Origin of the sequence: Sedimenticola selenatireducens (genome assembly GCF_007625115.1) — a bacterium.
In the GTDB taxonomy this organism is placed as follows: domain Bacteria; phylum Pseudomonadota; class Gammaproteobacteria; order Chromatiales; family Chromatiaceae; genus Sedimenticola; species Sedimenticola selenatireducens_A.
Genome location: NZ_VMNH01000007.1, coordinates 1 through 15,728, shown reverse-complemented (window position 1 = coordinate 15,728; position 15,728 = coordinate 1). Strand labels below are relative to the sequence as shown.

Here is a 15,728-nt window from a genome sequence, read left to right as displayed (position 1 = left end):
GGGCAAAGGACGTTTAATACCGCTTTGGAGGTGTTCGCTTGCCGGTTACAGGATAAATATTAAAGCGATCTCAGCAGCAACCCGTGTTTTGCGGGGCGGAAGACCCTCCGACATCTGCATCAAAGGGCAGGCTGGTACCACATCCATCAAAGATGCCGAAGTGCGTGTCCTGCGAGCCAAAGAAGTCAAAGAACTTGGCAAAACGGGTCTCATTTAGCATGCGGTAAGTATTGCCACAAACGGGAAACATCTTCCCTTTTTCAATCAGGTGGTGCTTATCCAACTCAAACCGTTGCGCATTGTTGGTGATACCACCCTTGTAAATCACGGCTTGCCCGTAGTCTTCGCAATGACTCTCCAGCCCCTCCAGTTTGAACAAGCGGTAGGTCGCCGAGAAGAAGTGAATATGTCCAATCTTTGCGTGTATCGCATCATTACCGATAGCAATCGGGTGATCTTCCACTAATCGAGGATCAAGAAAACCCGCTTTCTTGGCCAGATTCTGAAAATCATTCCAGTAAAGGGCACCACTGAGGCACTCCCCATAAAGCACTTGGTCATTAAGCAATTCAGCCGGGACGCGTCGATCAGAATAGACATCCGAAAAGTAGAGTTCACCACCGGGCTTCAGCAGGCGATAGGCCTCACGCAGCACCGCTTCCTTATCAGGAGAGAGGTTGATCACACAGTTGGAGACAATAATATCGAAACTGCCTTCTTCCAGCCCCAGTTCATCGAGCTGCTCGATATAGCCCTTGCGGAATTCAACATTGGACCGGGCGAAGCCAAAACGTTCGCGATGCCACTCGATATGTCGATTGGCCACTTCCAACTGCTCATCGGTCATATCGACGCCGAGTACATAACCCTTCTCGCCAACCAATTGAGCCAACAGGTAACAGTCCCGACCCGAGCCACTGCCCAGATCAAGAATTCGCATTCCCTCCAACACTTCAGGACGCACAAGTCCACAACCATAATAACGGGCTGCAACCTCATCATGGATGTTGGCCATGGCCTTCTTGAGAAAATCCGGTGTGCTGGCATCGGTCGTGCAACAAGCATTGGTTTGAAGATCATTGGAGTGTTGCAGAATCTTACCGTAATACTCTTTGACTGACTCTTTCATCACAACCTCTTATTATCCCTTTGGCTCAATCACCCGTGGCTATTCCGGGCGAAGATTTTAGATTGATCTACGACCGCTTTTTCTCTTTACGATGCAACAAGATATTCAACATGCGCATGGTGGCACTGATCGCCGCAAACACCTGATTGGAATGAATACCACGGGTGTTGTAGCTGCGACCCTCTACATCCCAGGCAATCGTCGCCTCGGTCAGTGCATTGGTCTTGCCACCCCGTGGAATACGTACCTCAAAATCCACCAGGCGGGGTAACACCACATCATATTTTTTTAACACCTTGCCAATGGCATTCATGAACGCATCAAATCCGCCATTTCCTATCCCGGCCGAACGTATCTCTTCGCCCTCAATCATGACCCGGATACTGGCCGTTGACTCCAGATCAAGACCTGAAGTAATTGAACAGTTGATCAGTTCTATATGGTGGTAATCCTTGCTCTCCAGCACTTCGGCGATGATAAAGGGAAGATCATCCGAGGTGATCGCCTTTTTCTCATCACCCAGCTCCACAACCCGCTTCAGCACCTTCTCCATATTTTCAGGAGAGAGCGAAATATCCATCTTCTCCAGGTTTTTCTGTAGCGATGCCTTGCCACTCATCTTGCCCAGCGCATAACTGCGGCGACGTGAGAAACGCTCCGGTGTCAGCTTGGTCTGATACAGGCCACCCTTCTTGTCACCGTCGGCATGAATACCGCTGGTCTGAGTGAACACATCGGCACCAATAATGGGTGCATTATCCGACACACGCTTGCCAGAGAAGTTCTCAACCATCTGGCTGAGCAGTACCAGGTGAGACTCTTTAATGGATAGCTTGATACCCATCTGATCTTTTAAATTAACCGCAACCTCGGCCAGTGACGCATTACCCGCCCGCTCACCCAGACAGTTCAAAGTACAGTGTACCGAGGCGACGCCGGCCTTCACCGCCATCACCGCATTGGCCGTGCCCAGGCCATAATCGTTGTGTGGGTGGAAATCGAACTGACAGTCAGGAAAGCGCGCGATCATGTCCGTCAGATCATTAAACACTTCATCCGGCGTCAGCACACCCAAAGTATCTGGCAGCATGAAATGTTCGATATCCAGATCCTGTAGACGTGACATCAGATCATAGACATAGTCGGGATTATCCCGATAACCATTGGACCAATCTTCCAGATAGATATTGACCTTCATACCCTGCTTATGGGCATAGTTGATGGTCTTTTTGATATCACCGACATGTTGCGTCAGGGTCTTTTTCAGTTGGTTAACACAATGATTCTCACTACCCTTGGCCAACAGATTGATAACGCGACCGCCCGCCTCTCTGATCCAGTCGACACTGCGCTTGTAATCAACAAATCCCAGCACCTCAACCCGGTCTGCCAGACCCACGGTTTTTGCCCAGTTGATAATCTCTGCAACAGCCGCTTTCTCACCTTCAGAAATACGCGCAGAGGCCACCTCAATACGATCTACCTTGAGCAGTTCCAGTAGCGCCTTGGCAATATTCAACTTCTCTTCAGGAGAGAACGAAACCCCCTGGGTCTGTTCGCCATCCCGCAGGGTGGTATCGACTATCTTGATTTGTCTGGGCTCTTTTGCCATGGCTCTCTTCGCTTGTCTGTCAGGTGTTACTGTCCGCAAAAAAAGACCGGCCGGGCAAACGGCCGATCTGAAGGTACTTATTTATAAAACCTTGCTTTAATTGGCAAGTGTTGACTTCATATACGCTTTGATGACGGCCGCGTCTGCATCCAGCACCGCACAGCGGGCCTCTTTTTCCATCAAACCCTGAAGTGATGGTGGTGGTTCAGACTCTACACCAATAGCCTCTTTTACCGCCGCACCAAACTTGGCGGGATGCGCTGTTGCAAGACAAACTGCACCCGGGAATGCCCTGGCAGCATGAACGCCTACCGCTGTATGCGGATCCAGGATATAGCCGGTCTGTTCATAGGTCTCACGAATCTGCGACTGCGTCTCCTCTTCACTCACGGCGGCAGCATAGAACAGGCGATTGACCTCAACCCGCTTCTCTTCGGGTACTTCCAACCGGCCTTCACTATTCATCTGTTCCATCAGCGCCTTCACCGCGGCAGGATTTTCATCCATCAAATAGTAAAGATAACGCTCAAAGTTGGATGATATCTGGATATCCATGGAAGGACTGATCGTCGGATGTACGGTGCCGGTCGAATAGACTCCGCTATTCACGAAGCGACTCAGAATATCGTTGCGATTGGTAGCGAGAATCAGGCGCTCAATCGGCAGCCCCATGCGTTTGGCAACATAGCCGGCAAAAATATCGCCAAAGTTCCCGGTCGGCACAGAGAATGTCACAGGGTGATTGACGTCACCACCACTCACCCGTCCCCAAGCATAGAAGTAGTAGACCACCTGGGCCAGAATACGCGCCCAGTTAATCGAATTGACAGCGCCCAGGGTATATTCACTTTTGAATTCAAGATCATTGAACAGCGCTTTTACAATCCGCTGCCCATCATCAAAGGTACCGGTGATAGCAATGTTATGCACATTGGCATCCAGCACCGTAGTCATCTGCCGCTCTTGAATAGGCGAAACACGACCTTTCGGATGCAGAATAAAGATATCAATCCGCTCCTGACCGCGCACACCGTAAATCGCGGCTGAACCGGTATCGCCGGAGGTCGCCCCAAGAATATTCAGTCGACCACCACTGCGTTCCAACAACAGCTCAAACAGATTACCGAGAAACTGCAATGCAACATCTTTAAATGCCGCAGTAGGTCCATGAAACAGCTCAAGAATCTTCAATGGGCCCAATTCCACCACCGGGGTAACCTCGGGGTGAGTAAAACTGGCATAAGAGCGCTCGACCAGATCAACCAGCTCCTGGCGCGAAATATCTTCACCCACAAAGGGGTACATCACCTCAACAGCCAGCTCTATAAAAGAGAGCCCTGCCCACTGTTTAAGCGTGGCCTCATCAATCTGAGGAAAAGACTCAGGCAACAGCAAACCCCCGTCGGTCGCCAGGCCCATCATTACTGCTTGAGAAAAGCTCACCGGCTCGATGCCACCACGGGTACTCACATAGCGCATTGTTGCTCGCCCTCGATCCTAAATATCATTGAAAAATTTCACAGCGTTGCAGTATACCAGTGTTCCACACAGATTCAGATTCAAACCGGCAAACAAAAACCATCTACTGCAAATATTTACAAGCCGTATTGCCTATTAGCAATTTATACCATAAGATCCTGTTTGTTATGTATTTTTATGCAACTATATTTGCAAATAAGCATATTCAGAGAGTACAAGTTCGATGACAAAGCTGACCAACCTGGGTAGTCGAATCAGAAAACTACGGGACAGAAGAGGTCTTACACAGGCCTCACTGGCCGAGAAAATGGCCATCTCCCCCAGTTACCTGAATCAGATCGAGAACGATGCTCGGCCGCTCAACAAGCGTATTCTGACCAAGCTGGAACTGGCGCTTAATATCGATTTTACCGATTGGGCCGAAGACGAAGATCGGCGTGCCAATCAACTCAGGGAGTCGCTCAACGACCCCCTCTTCCGCGGCACCGACATACCGATCCATGAACTGCGCGAGGTCGTTTCCACCTCTCCCCGGCTTGCCGATCGCTTCCTGCAGCTGTTCCGCGCCTACCAGCGACTTCAGGTGGATCATCAAACCCTGTCTGAATCCATTGCCGGCGAAGAGCGCATCAAGGCACTACATGGCGCGCAGTTCCCCTATGAAGAGGTACGGGACTTCTTCTACCGTCGCAACAATCACATTGAGTCTTTGGATCACGCCGCCGAATCCCTGTTCATTAAACAGGACTTCAACGTCGATGAACTGGAACAACGGCTGACCGATTTCCTAAAACAGAACTATGACATCAAGGTGAAGCTGAACAGCTTTGAAGAGAAACGCTCGATACAGAAACAGTTTGATGCAGAAAACAAGATCCTTTATGTATCCAAGCCCTCTTCACCAGCACGACGCGCATTTCATATCGCCCATCAGATTGCCCTACTGGTATTCCCAGACTTGATTGAGCAAGAGTTGCAGGATGCAGAACTCGTCAGCTCTCAGGCCCAGGCCATCTGCCGAGTGGGTCTGGCAAACTACTTTGCCGGCGCTCTGCTCATGCCCTACTCCCAGTTCCTCAGTAACGCCAAAAGACTGCGTTATGACATCGGTTGCTTGAGCGGACTCTACGGCACCAGTTTTGAACAGGTGTGTCACCGTCTCAGCACCATGCAGCGGCCGGGCGACAAAGGCGTGCCCTTCTATTTTGTACGTGTCGACATGGCCGGCAACATTTCCAAACGCCAGAGCGCCACCAGTTTCCATTTTGCCCGACTGGGTGGCGTCTGTCCGTTGTGGAATGTACATGAGGCATTCTCATCGCCCGGAACCATTCTGCGCCAGCTGGCCAGGATGCCGGATGGCAAAACCTATCTCTGCCTGGCAAGAACGGTCCATGAGACTGGCACCAGCTATCTGCATCCGCAACGTAAATTTTCGATAGGCTTGGGCTGCGAAATAAAACACGCCAGTAAACTGATCTACTCGACCGGTCTTGATCTGGAAAGCACAGATGCCGTCGAACCCATCGGCGTGAGCTGCCGGGTCTGCGAACGACGCGACTGTCCACAACGGGCCTTCCCGCCGCTATCACGCCGCATTAGTATTGATGAAAATTCGCGTAGCGCTTTCCCCTACTCGTTCGAAGGCTCAGAAGAAGAAGGGAGTTGACGAAAGAGTCATGCAGAGGTCAAAGTCAGCCTAAAAAACATAAGGGGGTCGGAGTCAGTCCGAACCCATGGATCAGATTGAATACTTAATCAGCCTAGTAATAGTGAACGAAAGAAAGCAGACTGACTCCGACCCCGTAAAAAAGATCCCGCGATGAACTTAACCTATAGAAGCCGCTATGAATCATGACCGCAAAACCCACTGGGAAAAGATCTACAGCACCAAGTCATCGGATGATGTGAGCTGGTTTCAACCCGAACCGACAAGATCATTGGCCTTGATAAGGGACTCCGGAATCAGCAAAGATCAAGCGATCATTGATGTCGGCGGTGGCGCTTCCCGACTGATCGACCATCTCCTGAATGCGGGATATCAAAAGATAACCGTGTTAGATATTGCACAAGCAGCGCTTGATATTACTCAACAGCGTCTGGGTGATGCCGCAGAACAGGTCGAGTGGCTGGTTGCAGATGCCACCGCTTTCAAACTCAATCATCCGGTACAACTCTGGCATGACCGAGCGGTGTTCCACTTCCTCACTGAACCGCGTGATCGGGACGCCTATATCCGCAATCTTAAAAACACGCTTGCGCCAGAGGGCACACTCATCCTGGCCGCCTTCTCACCAAAAGGCCCAAAAAAGTGCAGCAATCTCGATATTGTCCAGTACGACGCACAGCGCATCACCATCGAACTCGGCCCCCTGTTCAAGCTAAAACATGTCGAGCAGGAAGCACACACCACGCCCTCAGGCGCTGTACAGCAGTTCAACTATTTTGTGTTTGGCTATCACCCGAACTGAATACAATTTCAAAAAAGCTCAAAGAAAATAGTTCATCCACATTAAATTCTCTGATAACCTACTGAGAAGTTAAAGAATATCCACTTGGCAGGATGCTGAAAACCTCATTTCATAGTCCTCTCTCCAAGTCGCTGAAACATAAACACCGGATACATAATGCGTAGCGCAATAAGTCGCATAATTCAATTAACCGAGCGAGCATGCTGCATTTCTCACTTATGGCAGCATAGAAGCCGCATGATCAACTGTATGGGTTTTAGAGGTATCGATCCACATTCATACTATTATGGAGAATTCGGATCACAACGATCTTGGATTCCGTACCTGCTCGGTGAAAGATGATATGACTGCCTTGGCTAAACTTTTTGTATCCTGGCTTTATATCTTCGGCCTCGCGACCCATTTCAGGCTGACGAGCAAGCACCTTGAAGGCATCATCAAGCTGCTTGAGTATTTATTCCGCTGCCGCTTTCCCCACTTTTCAGGGGTAAAGCGGCCAATATCAATAATGTCTTTTCGGGCAGTGACGGTGAGCAGAAATGGGCGCATTAGTGAGCATCGTTATCCAGTTCAGCAATAACACTTTCGAGAGAGTAGTCCGCAATTCCGCTTTGCTCGCCTTCGTCCAAGAGGCGTCGAAGCCGTTCAAGTTTACTCTCCGTTTCCTCAAGCAGGCGCAGTCTGGCATGCACCACCTCGCTTGCGGAGCCATATCGGCCATTCTCAAGCTGTACAGCTATAAAATCGTCAAAGTGGGGGCCTAGTGTAATGCTGGTATTTCTAGCCATGAGTGCCTCCTGTACCAAATATTGGTATATGCTGCCGAAATCCCCATAACAAGGAAAGGCAGGCCGATGCGATAAAGCCGCGCGGCGGCTTACGGCGTTATTCATAAACAAAATTCAAGGACAAAGGAATATTAAGGATATGAAATACATACGATTAGCACTAATTTTCATCTCGCTTTTTTCAGCACCAACTTCTTATTCAGATCAATCATCTATTACACCTGAGCAAAAACAATTAATACTTGAAATGAAGACAGCATGGGATTCTACTACCCCGCAAAAAGGAAAAATCAAACTTCCTAATGACGTTGCCACTCTACAAGTCCCAGACGAGTTCTATTATCTAAGCCCTAATGATTCTGAAACGATTCTAGTAAAGCTGTGGGGAAACCCACCAGGCGCTGGCTCAGAAACGCTCGGCATGCTCCTACCTTCTAAATTCACCCCATTTGATGACAATTCTTGGGCAGTAACAATCGAATATATCGAAGATGGATACGTATCTGATAAAGATGCTGAAGACATTGATTATCACGAGCTACTAGCTCAAATGAAGAAAGAAGCTAAAGAAGCAAGCAAACTAAGGATTGAACAAGGCTACCAACCAATAGAGCTTGTAGGTTGGGCATCCGAACCATTTTATGACGCGCACTCACATAAACTTCACTGGGCAAAAGAAGTAAAATTTGGCGAACAAACTACTAACACTCTTAACTACAACATTCGGGTATTAGGAAGAAAGGGCGTACTTATCCTGAATTTCATCGCAGGAATGGATCAGAAGGACACCATTGACGCTCAAATTGACGGTGTTTTAGCTTTAGCAGAATTTGATGATGGCTCTCGATACGAAGACTTTAATCCAGATATTGATGAAGTTGCTGCGTACGGATTAGGAGCTTTGGTGGCAGGTAAAGTGGCCGCAAAAGCCGGTTTTTTTGCTGCCGCATTAATTTTTTTAAAGAAATTTGGGGTATTTATATTCGTTGGATTGGGAGCATTAGTTTCAAAGTTCTTCAAAAGAAACAAAGCATAACAGGCCCCTCAAAATCGTTACATGCCTTCGGTACTTCACTATGGACGATTACTAAGAATAAAATGGAGAGAATAAAATGGACACCCATCAAATGGTTCAACTCTTATATCATGCCATACCCTTCAGGTATGACCTATAACATCAAGAAAATAACAAGTGGATATTAACAACATACTCGGGGAAAATTTTACATGAATACTATAGTGAAACTTGGCTCTTTTGCCTGTCGTGGTGCTGTCTTACTAAGTCTCTTTATCTTGACTGGTTGTGCAAACATGTATGTGGACGGTTCAACGAGAGAAATCAGCGCATCTGACTTTAAAAAACCCGATCCGTTACGGCCAGTCCAGGCATTGTTTGAATTTCAAACTAAAGGCGTCGCGAACGCTCAGGCAACCGACTTCTTGAAAGTGAAAGTCATGGACCAGATCACGTCAAGTGGCCTGTTTAGTGAAGTTTCAGAAGGGCCTGTTACTGGAGGTGCCCTGTTAAGCATCACATTGAACAATATTCCCGTAACCGATGATGCTTTCAGCAAAGGTTTTGTTGCCGGGTTTACATTTGGATTAGCCGGATCACAAGTTACCGATGGTTACGTCTGTATTGCACGCTATATACCGAACGCATCTGGACAAGCTATTGTAAAAAAGGCCCGCCACGCCATTCATACAACAGTGGGTAACGCTGCGGCACCCGCTAACTCCACCAAAGCTGAGAACATTGAAGTAGCGGTTACATCGATGACTCGGCAAATTGTGAGCAATGTCCTGAACGACCTCTCTCTCGACGACGAATTTAAGTGAGGTTATTATAAATGAAATTAGATTTCTTACGTGCATTTCACCTTTCTATACTTGTGATATTAGGCATCAGCCTGACGGGTTGTGCCACCGTTGCCATGCCACCGCCAACGGCAAGTGTAAGTACAGTTGAAAAACTCCGCACAGCTAATCTGATACCCTCTAACGTTGGTAAATTTGGACTTGCACCAGAACTCAATCCAACGCTGGATAAAACGGTCGGTGGACTTCGCGGCTCATCTATTCATGGTGCTGATGGAAGCTTTTCCCAACAACTTAGAGAGGTAGTCATTGTAGAACTGAAAGCAGCTGGTCTTTATGATGAAAAGTCTCCGATACAAATCGAAGCACAACTTTCTGATAACCATGTAGATGCCGCAATAGGAACGGGAACAGCAAGACTGGCCGCCATCTTTACTGTGGATAAAACCGGCTCTCGTGTCTTTGAAAAAACGTTGTCGGTCGATTCCAGTTGGGAATCTTCCTTTATAGGGGCCATTGCTATACCAGAGGCAATGAACCAATACAGTTCACTCTATAAGGCACTAGTGGAAAAACTTTTCGACGACAAAGATTTCCAGACTGTACTGGCGCGTTAAAACGGCACGTAGGTTGGGGTGAGTGCAACGAAGCCCAACGGCTTTGACTAGACGTTGGGCATCACTTCGCTCAGCCCAACCTACAACAATATTGCCACACTCAAACCACCCTACCCCAATTTATTACTTTCCCCACGGCATAATCGGTACTGTTGAAATAGAATTCTTCGGTGAACCCTCGATAACACGATCAGAATAGGTCAGATAAATGAGGGTGTTATTTGGCTTATCATAGAAACGCACAACTTGTAGTTTTTTGAAGAGCCAGGAGCGACTCTCTTTAAAGACACTCTCGCCATCCTTGATCTCTCGCTTGATGGTGATGGGTCCGATCTGTCGACAGGCGATCGAGGCATCCGAAGTGTCCTCCGCCAACCCGATCGCTCCTGAGACCCCACCCGTCTTGGCACGACTGACATGACAGACTACGCCCGCTACCGCCGGGTCGTTGAATGAATCTATGCAGATCTTGTCATTCGGGCCAATCAATTTAAAAACCGTTGATACACAGCCGATGCTTTCAGCATGGGCGGTGTACGAGACAATGAGGAGTGAGAAAAACAGTATGATTGGGCGCATGGGATATTGGCTTGTATAGAGTTCAAAGAGTATGCGAAGTGTACGCTATTATTCACTACATCAGGTTTCATGCGAGCATGTGGGATTAGATGTTTGAGCGGACATCATAATGCCATAAAATTTGGTTAACTATGTTGGGCATCACTTCGTTCAGCCCAACCTACCAGAAACTCAATCACCTAATACATCGGCTCTACTTTTTTCGTTGTCCTGATCTGTTGCGTGCGGGTGATTTGGCCTTGGCTTTTACACCTTGCGAAGGCCTGCTCTTTTGTGGACGCTTTACTGATCCCACCTTTGCCTTGGCTGAAGATGTTGCCTTACCACCTGTACCGGCAGGTTGCCAGGTTGGGACCAGATGCCGCTTGCCGTTTCCAATCAAATCAGCGCGACCCATCTGCTTCAGGGCTTCTCGTAACAGCGGCCAGTTTTCTGGATCGTGATAACGCAGAAACGCTTTATGAATGCGACGTTGTCGTCCACCCTTGGGTATCGAAACCTGCTCTGAATCCCGCTTGATCTTTTTCAGTGGATTGCGTTGTGTGTGATACATCGCCGAAGCAATGGCCAGCGGTGTCGGTAGAAACGCCTGCACTTGATCCGGCCTGAAGCCGTTCTCTTTCAACCAGAGCGCAAGATGCAACATATCCTTATCCGACGTACCCGGATGCGCTGCGATGAAATAGGGAATCAGGTACTGCTCTTTCCCCGCCTCTTTGGAATATTTTTCAAACAACTTCTTGAAGCGGTCATAGGTACCGATCCCCGGTTTCATCATCTTGTCCAGTGGACCCTCTTCGGTATGCTCGGGGGCAATCTTCAGATAGCCACCCACATGATGGGTCACCAACTCTTTGATGTACTCAGGATCGCGCACCGCCAAGTCATAACGCAGACCAGAGGCAATCAACACCCGCTTTACGCCTTTTACTGCCCTTGCCTTGCGATAGAGCTGGGTCAATGAACTGTGATCGGTCTGCATATGTTTGCAGACATCAGGAAAGACGCAAGAGAGTCGACGACAAGCGGATTCAATCTTTTCACTCTCGCAACGCATCTTATACATGTTGGAGGTGGGTCCACCCAGATCAGAAATGGTGCCCGTGAAATCAGGCACTGTATCCCGGATAGTCTCGATTTCACGTATAACCGATTCATGGGAACGATTCTGGATAATCCGCCCCTCATGTTCAGTAATCGAGCAGAAGGTACAACCGCCAAAACAGCCACGCATGATGGGGATGGAGAAACGGATCATCTCCCAGGCGGGATTCTTCGCATCACCATAGGCGGGATGGGGTGAACGGGTATAGGGAAACTCGTAGAGTCGATCCATCTCGTCAGTTTCGAGCGGAATGGGTGGTGGATTAAGCCAGACATCCCGTTTGCCATGCTGCTGGATCAGGGCACGGGCATTTCCCGGATTAGTCTCCAAATGAAAGACACGGGAGGCATGGGCATATAACACCGGGTCGGACAGAACCTGATCATAGGAGGGAATGCGTACCACTGCATGTGAACGGTCCGCTTTTTTGGGCCGATGATGAAAGGTGACCACATTGGCCGGCGTACTATCCGGCGTGGTCTCACACGCAGGTTCTTCCTGATAGGGCGAGATTTTGGGATCGATCTTTCCGGGTTCGTCCACTTCGCTTGAGTCGATTTCAAGCCAGCCTTCTGGTAATCCCTGCCGCATAAACCCGGTACCACGAACGTCCGTGATATCACTGATCGGTTCACCTTGTGCCAACCGGTGCGTCACTTCAACAATCGCCCGTTCGGCATTACCAAACATCAGCAGATCTGCTTTCGAATCAGGCAGAATGGAGCGACGTACTTTATCCGACCAGTAATCGTAGTGCGCTATTCGGCGCAGACTGGCCTCAATACCACCAATGATAATCGGCACACCTTTAAACGCTTCACGGGCTCGCTGGGCATACACGACTACGGAACGGTCGGGTCGCTTTCCGCCCTCTCCATTCGGCGTATAGGCATCATTGGAGCGAATCTTCCGATCAGACGTATAGCGGTTGACCATCGAATCCATATTACCGGCGGTAATACCAAAATAGAGATTGGGCTTCCCAAGGCGCTGGAAATCTTCCGTCGAACGCCAGTCAGGTTGTGCGATGATGCCGACTCGAAAACCGTGAGACTCCAGCAACCGGCCAATCAACGCCATACCAAAACTGGGGTGATCGACATAGGCATCGCCCGTCACCAAAATCACATCACAGCTATCCCAGCCAAGCGCATCCATCTCTTGCCTGGACATGGGAAGAACCGGAGCCGTGCCGAACCGCTTGGCCCAGAACTGACGATGAGAGAAAAGATTGGGAGCCGATTGCATGGAAATAAACCCGAATAGAACTTGACGGAATAGTATACCGGGTCAGCGCTTGCTTTGCAGTCAGATGTTCATTTGACCTGATAAAATACAGGGTTAAACTTCGGCAGATGCACTCGTTTTAGCAGTGCCAAAGCTTTATAAGGGGCAGTGACAATGAGGAATCTCCAGCCTCATCTTAACGAATGGGATTAAAACGGCATCGGATATTGCTGCTGTACTGAAGCAATATCCTCCAACACAGATTCACCGAGCGATAATTCGAAAGCAGAAATATCTTCCCGCAATTGATCCATTGAGGTGGCACCAATGATGGTTGAAGTGACGCCATCTACCTGATTACACCAGGCTAAAGCCAACTGAGCGGGGGTAAGGCCATGCTTTTCAGCGACTTCCACATAGGCCTTAATCGCGGCGTTGGTTTGCGCTGTATCACGGAACAGGCCATTGCGTTGCAGTGTACTCCAGCGGGAACCTGATGGGCGAAGACCATCAATATATTTTCCCGTTAATGCGCCACCCGCTAGAGGCGACCAGGGCAAATAGGCAATGTCAGCGTTAACACAGTTCTCGATCAGATAGGGCCAATCTTTGCTGTGCAGCAAGCTGAACTCATTTTGAATCGAGGTCACTCTCACCAAGTTATGCTTTTCACTGAGCCGGATATATTCGTTTATACCCCACGGGGTGTCATCAGAAAGTCCGAAGTGGCGAATCTTCCCCGCTTTAACACACTCATCCAGCGCCTGCAGTATTTCCAACATCTGTGCAGACTGTGCCGTTATATCAACATCCGTAAACTTCAGTTTACCGGGATGATGTTTGGCAAAATGCGGAGAGGTACGATTAGGCCAGTGCAACTGGTACAAATCGATATAGTCAGTCTGTAGTCGTTTAAGGGAGGCATCGACGGACGAAATTATTGACTCACCTGTAATATCTCCGCCTTGTCGGATGTATTTCAGGCCATTGCCAGCAATCTTGGTGGTGAGAATAAACTCATCCCGTCGAGAGGGGTTGGCCGCTATCCAGTGACCGATGATTGTTTCTGTTGAACCATAGGTTTCGGCCGTCGGAGGTACTGCATACATCTCCGCCGTATCCATAAAGTTTATTCCCTGGCTCAGGGCATATTCGATCTGCTCGTTGGCATCCTGCTGACTGTTCTGGGTTCCCCAAGTCATGGTGCCCAGGCAAATTCGTGAAACAGAGAGACCACTGCTACCAAGCTTAGAATACTTCATACCGATTACCTGCTATTTGAACAGAGGGTTAATGCGGACCACTGACCCAAACACCCCTCTTTTACGCTATTGATTCAAAGGATGATCTTTTGGCAGTTGATGCGAAATCCAGATCGCCAGTTTATGACGCATGCTGGAATCACTGAGCTGATCTTTTGCAAGCGGCTGAATCACCTTGTCATGAACCAGCAGTTTATAAACAAACTCTACTTTGAGTTGTTGGGAGTCGGTCTTTTCAAACTCGGCGGCACCCCGTTTTTCCGCATAGATCATTCCAACCCGGAGCGCTTCTTTAAGCAATTCTTTCTCATGTTTGATCTTTTTCATACTGTCATCATCCCAGACTGATTCTATTCAGGTTACATCAACAGCGTACACGACAGTAAAGATTTATTCTTACACAGATGAATTAACTGTTACTCACGCCCCATTCTGCGCAAGGATGTAGGCCAGCGCCAGGGGTATAATCAGCACACTGCCCAGATTACCCATCATGACAATCGAGGCCACTTTCCGTGGCTCTTGATTGTATTTTTCTGCGATCATGAAATTAAGAACCGCTGGCGGCAACACACTAAAGATCAGCAGTTGTCCGTATTGCAGCGGCGGAAGATCGAGAAACGGAGTGATCATCAGCGCGATGATCAACCCCGTTGCAGGGCAGACGATGGCACCGACCACACCAATCCGCCAGTCCCGCAGATCAATACCCGTCAGACGCACGCCTAACGAAAAGAGCATCAAGGGGATTGCTACCTGCCCTACCATCTCGATCGAGACGGATAACACCTCCGGCAGCACCCATCCCGTCAAACTGAAGGCGATACCGACTATCGTTGCAATCACCATCGGTATTCGCAGAATGCCCAGCATTGAAGTGCGCGAGTCCATCATCTTCATACCGACGCTGAAGTGCAGCGTATTCTCCACAATGAATAACACTACTGCAGCAGGGAGAGCCGCCTCACCAAAGGCAAACAGCGCCAAAGGCAATCCCATATTACCCGAGTTGGAAAACATCATCGGTGGCACAAAGGTCTTGGTTTCAAACTTCATCAGACGGGCCACACCCCAAGCCAAGACACCTGAACCCATCACGATAATCAGTGCTGCAAGCGCCAGTTCCTGGTAGGCACCCAGTTCAAAGCTCTTCTTGGAGAGCACATGAAAGATGAGCGCTGGCACAAAGATATCCAGATTGAGCTGATTGGCCGCCGCCATATCCGGCGCATGTCGCCTGCCATACAGATAACCCACCAGTACGATGGCAAAGATGGGGAAGATGATACTGAATATCTGCTGCATTGAATGATTAACCTGATCGCAACCCATTAATTAGGCCGCTAGTATCCATGGTTGATAGCAGAAAAACCAGCCGCACAACGGGTGAAAATTGACTGGTATTTACTCAGCTTCGATAACCCTATATATAGCAGGTCTGAATTGCAGCCCAATCAGGGGCCGCGAGAAGGTCCAACATCGAATGGCACTTACTTAAGCAGAATCGCGTCCAATGTAGGGCGGGTTAGGCGCGTTGTTTGCGCCGTAACCCACCAGCCGTGCCGTCAGGCACACCTTAAACAAACGACTTGTGTTGCTGCGCAACGCTTGGTGGGTTACGCAAAAGACGCTAACCCACCC

General features: G+C 49.0%; 15 protein-coding genes. 5 read left to right on the top strand and 10 right to left on the bottom strand.

Annotated elements, in window-relative coordinates; translation table 11 throughout:
* Positions 1-70: 70 nt before the first annotated feature.
* From FHP88_RS07250 to thrC, 3 genes are all read right to left on the bottom strand, one after another.
* On the bottom strand, positions 71-1,129 hold the full coding sequence (locus FHP88_RS07250; protein ID WP_144358370.1) for a methyltransferase domain-containing protein: 1,059 nt from the start codon (positions 1,127-1,129) through the stop codon (positions 71-73).
* A gap of 67 nt (positions 1,130-1,196) precedes the next feature.
* Positions 1,197-2,741: an alpha-isopropylmalate synthase regulatory domain-containing protein gene (locus FHP88_RS07245; RefSeq protein WP_144358369.1), complete on the bottom strand. Its 1,545-nt coding sequence runs from the start codon at positions 2,739-2,741 to the stop codon at positions 1,197-1,199.
* A 96-nt stretch (positions 2,742-2,837) separates the two neighbouring features.
* Entirely contained in the window at positions 2,838-4,220 is a 1,383-nt protein-coding gene (gene thrC, locus FHP88_RS07240; protein ID WP_144358368.1) for a threonine synthase, read from the bottom strand.
* 223 nt (positions 4,221-4,443) lie between these two features.
* Here thrC and FHP88_RS07235 point away from each other — a divergent pair, with 223 nt between their 5' ends.
* Together FHP88_RS07235 and FHP88_RS07230 are read left to right on the top strand one after the other, a co-directional pair.
* The gene (locus FHP88_RS07235) at positions 4,444-5,889 is read left to right on the top strand and encodes a helix-turn-helix domain-containing protein (RefSeq protein WP_144358367.1); all 1,446 of its coding nucleotides are present in this window, start codon (positions 4,444-4,446) and stop codon (positions 5,887-5,889) included.
* Positions 5,890-6,067: 178 nt separating this feature from the next.
* On the top strand, positions 6,068-6,691 hold the full coding sequence (locus FHP88_RS07230; protein WP_144358366.1) for a class I SAM-dependent methyltransferase: 624 nt from the start codon (positions 6,068-6,070) through the stop codon (positions 6,689-6,691).
* A 256-nt stretch (positions 6,692-6,947) separates the two neighbouring features.
* Here the strand turns inward: FHP88_RS07230 and FHP88_RS19485 are convergent, their stop codons facing one another.
* A complete protein-coding gene (locus FHP88_RS19485; protein WP_420492995.1) occupies positions 6,948-7,145 on the bottom strand; it encodes a type II toxin-antitoxin system RelE/ParE family toxin in 198 nt (65 codons plus the stop codon).
* A gap of 94 nt (positions 7,146-7,239) precedes the next feature.
* The gene (locus FHP88_RS07220; protein WP_144358365.1) at positions 7,240-7,479 is read right to left on the bottom strand and encodes a type II toxin-antitoxin system ParD family antitoxin; all 240 of its coding nucleotides are present in this window, start codon (positions 7,477-7,479) and stop codon (positions 7,240-7,242) included.
* A 139-nt stretch (positions 7,480-7,618) separates the two neighbouring features.
* Here FHP88_RS07220 and FHP88_RS07215 point away from each other — a divergent pair, with 139 nt between their 5' ends.
* From FHP88_RS07215 to FHP88_RS07205, 3 genes are all read left to right on the top strand, one after another.
* Positions 7,619-8,515, top strand: coding sequence for a DUF2167 domain-containing protein (locus FHP88_RS07215; protein WP_144358364.1), 897 nt, complete (start codon positions 7,619-7,621; stop codon positions 8,513-8,515).
* A gap of 191 nt (positions 8,516-8,706) precedes the next feature.
* Complete coding sequence (locus tag FHP88_RS07210; protein ID WP_260843195.1) at positions 8,707-9,318, top strand: hypothetical protein; 612 nt, start codon at positions 8,707-8,709, stop codon at positions 9,316-9,318.
* Positions 9,319-9,329: 11 nt separating this feature from the next.
* Positions 9,330-9,914, top strand: a complete 585-nt coding sequence (locus tag FHP88_RS07205; protein WP_144358363.1) for a hypothetical protein — start codon at positions 9,330-9,332, stop codon at positions 9,912-9,914.
* Positions 9,915-10,037: 123 nt separating this feature from the next.
* On the opposite strand, the gene FHP88_RS07200 is transcribed toward FHP88_RS07205, so the two are convergent.
* The 5 genes from FHP88_RS07200 to FHP88_RS07180 all read right to left on the bottom strand — a co-directional run bounded on the left by FHP88_RS07200 (position 10,038) and on the right by FHP88_RS07180 (position 15,392).
* On the bottom strand, positions 10,038-10,493 hold the full coding sequence (locus FHP88_RS07200; RefSeq protein WP_144358362.1) for a CreA family protein: 456 nt from the start codon (positions 10,491-10,493) through the stop codon (positions 10,038-10,040).
* Positions 10,494-10,686: 193 nt separating this feature from the next.
* Positions 10,687-12,846 (bottom strand): YgiQ family radical SAM protein, encoded by a 2,160-nt coding sequence (locus FHP88_RS07195; RefSeq protein WP_144358361.1) that lies wholly within the window; start codon positions 12,844-12,846, stop codon positions 10,687-10,689.
* A gap of 188 nt (positions 12,847-13,034) precedes the next feature.
* Positions 13,035-14,087 (bottom strand): aldo/keto reductase, encoded by a 1,053-nt coding sequence (locus tag FHP88_RS07190; RefSeq protein ID WP_144358360.1) that lies wholly within the window; start codon positions 14,085-14,087, stop codon positions 13,035-13,037.
* Positions 14,088-14,153: 66 nt separating this feature from the next.
* On the bottom strand, positions 14,154-14,414 hold the full coding sequence (locus FHP88_RS07185; RefSeq protein WP_144358359.1) for a DUF5062 family protein: 261 nt from the start codon (positions 14,412-14,414) through the stop codon (positions 14,154-14,156).
* A 93-nt stretch (positions 14,415-14,507) separates the two neighbouring features.
* Positions 14,508-15,392: an AEC family transporter gene (locus FHP88_RS07180; protein ID WP_260843194.1), complete on the bottom strand. Its 885-nt coding sequence runs from the start codon at positions 15,390-15,392 to the stop codon at positions 14,508-14,510.
* Positions 15,393-15,728: the final 336 nt, after the last annotated feature.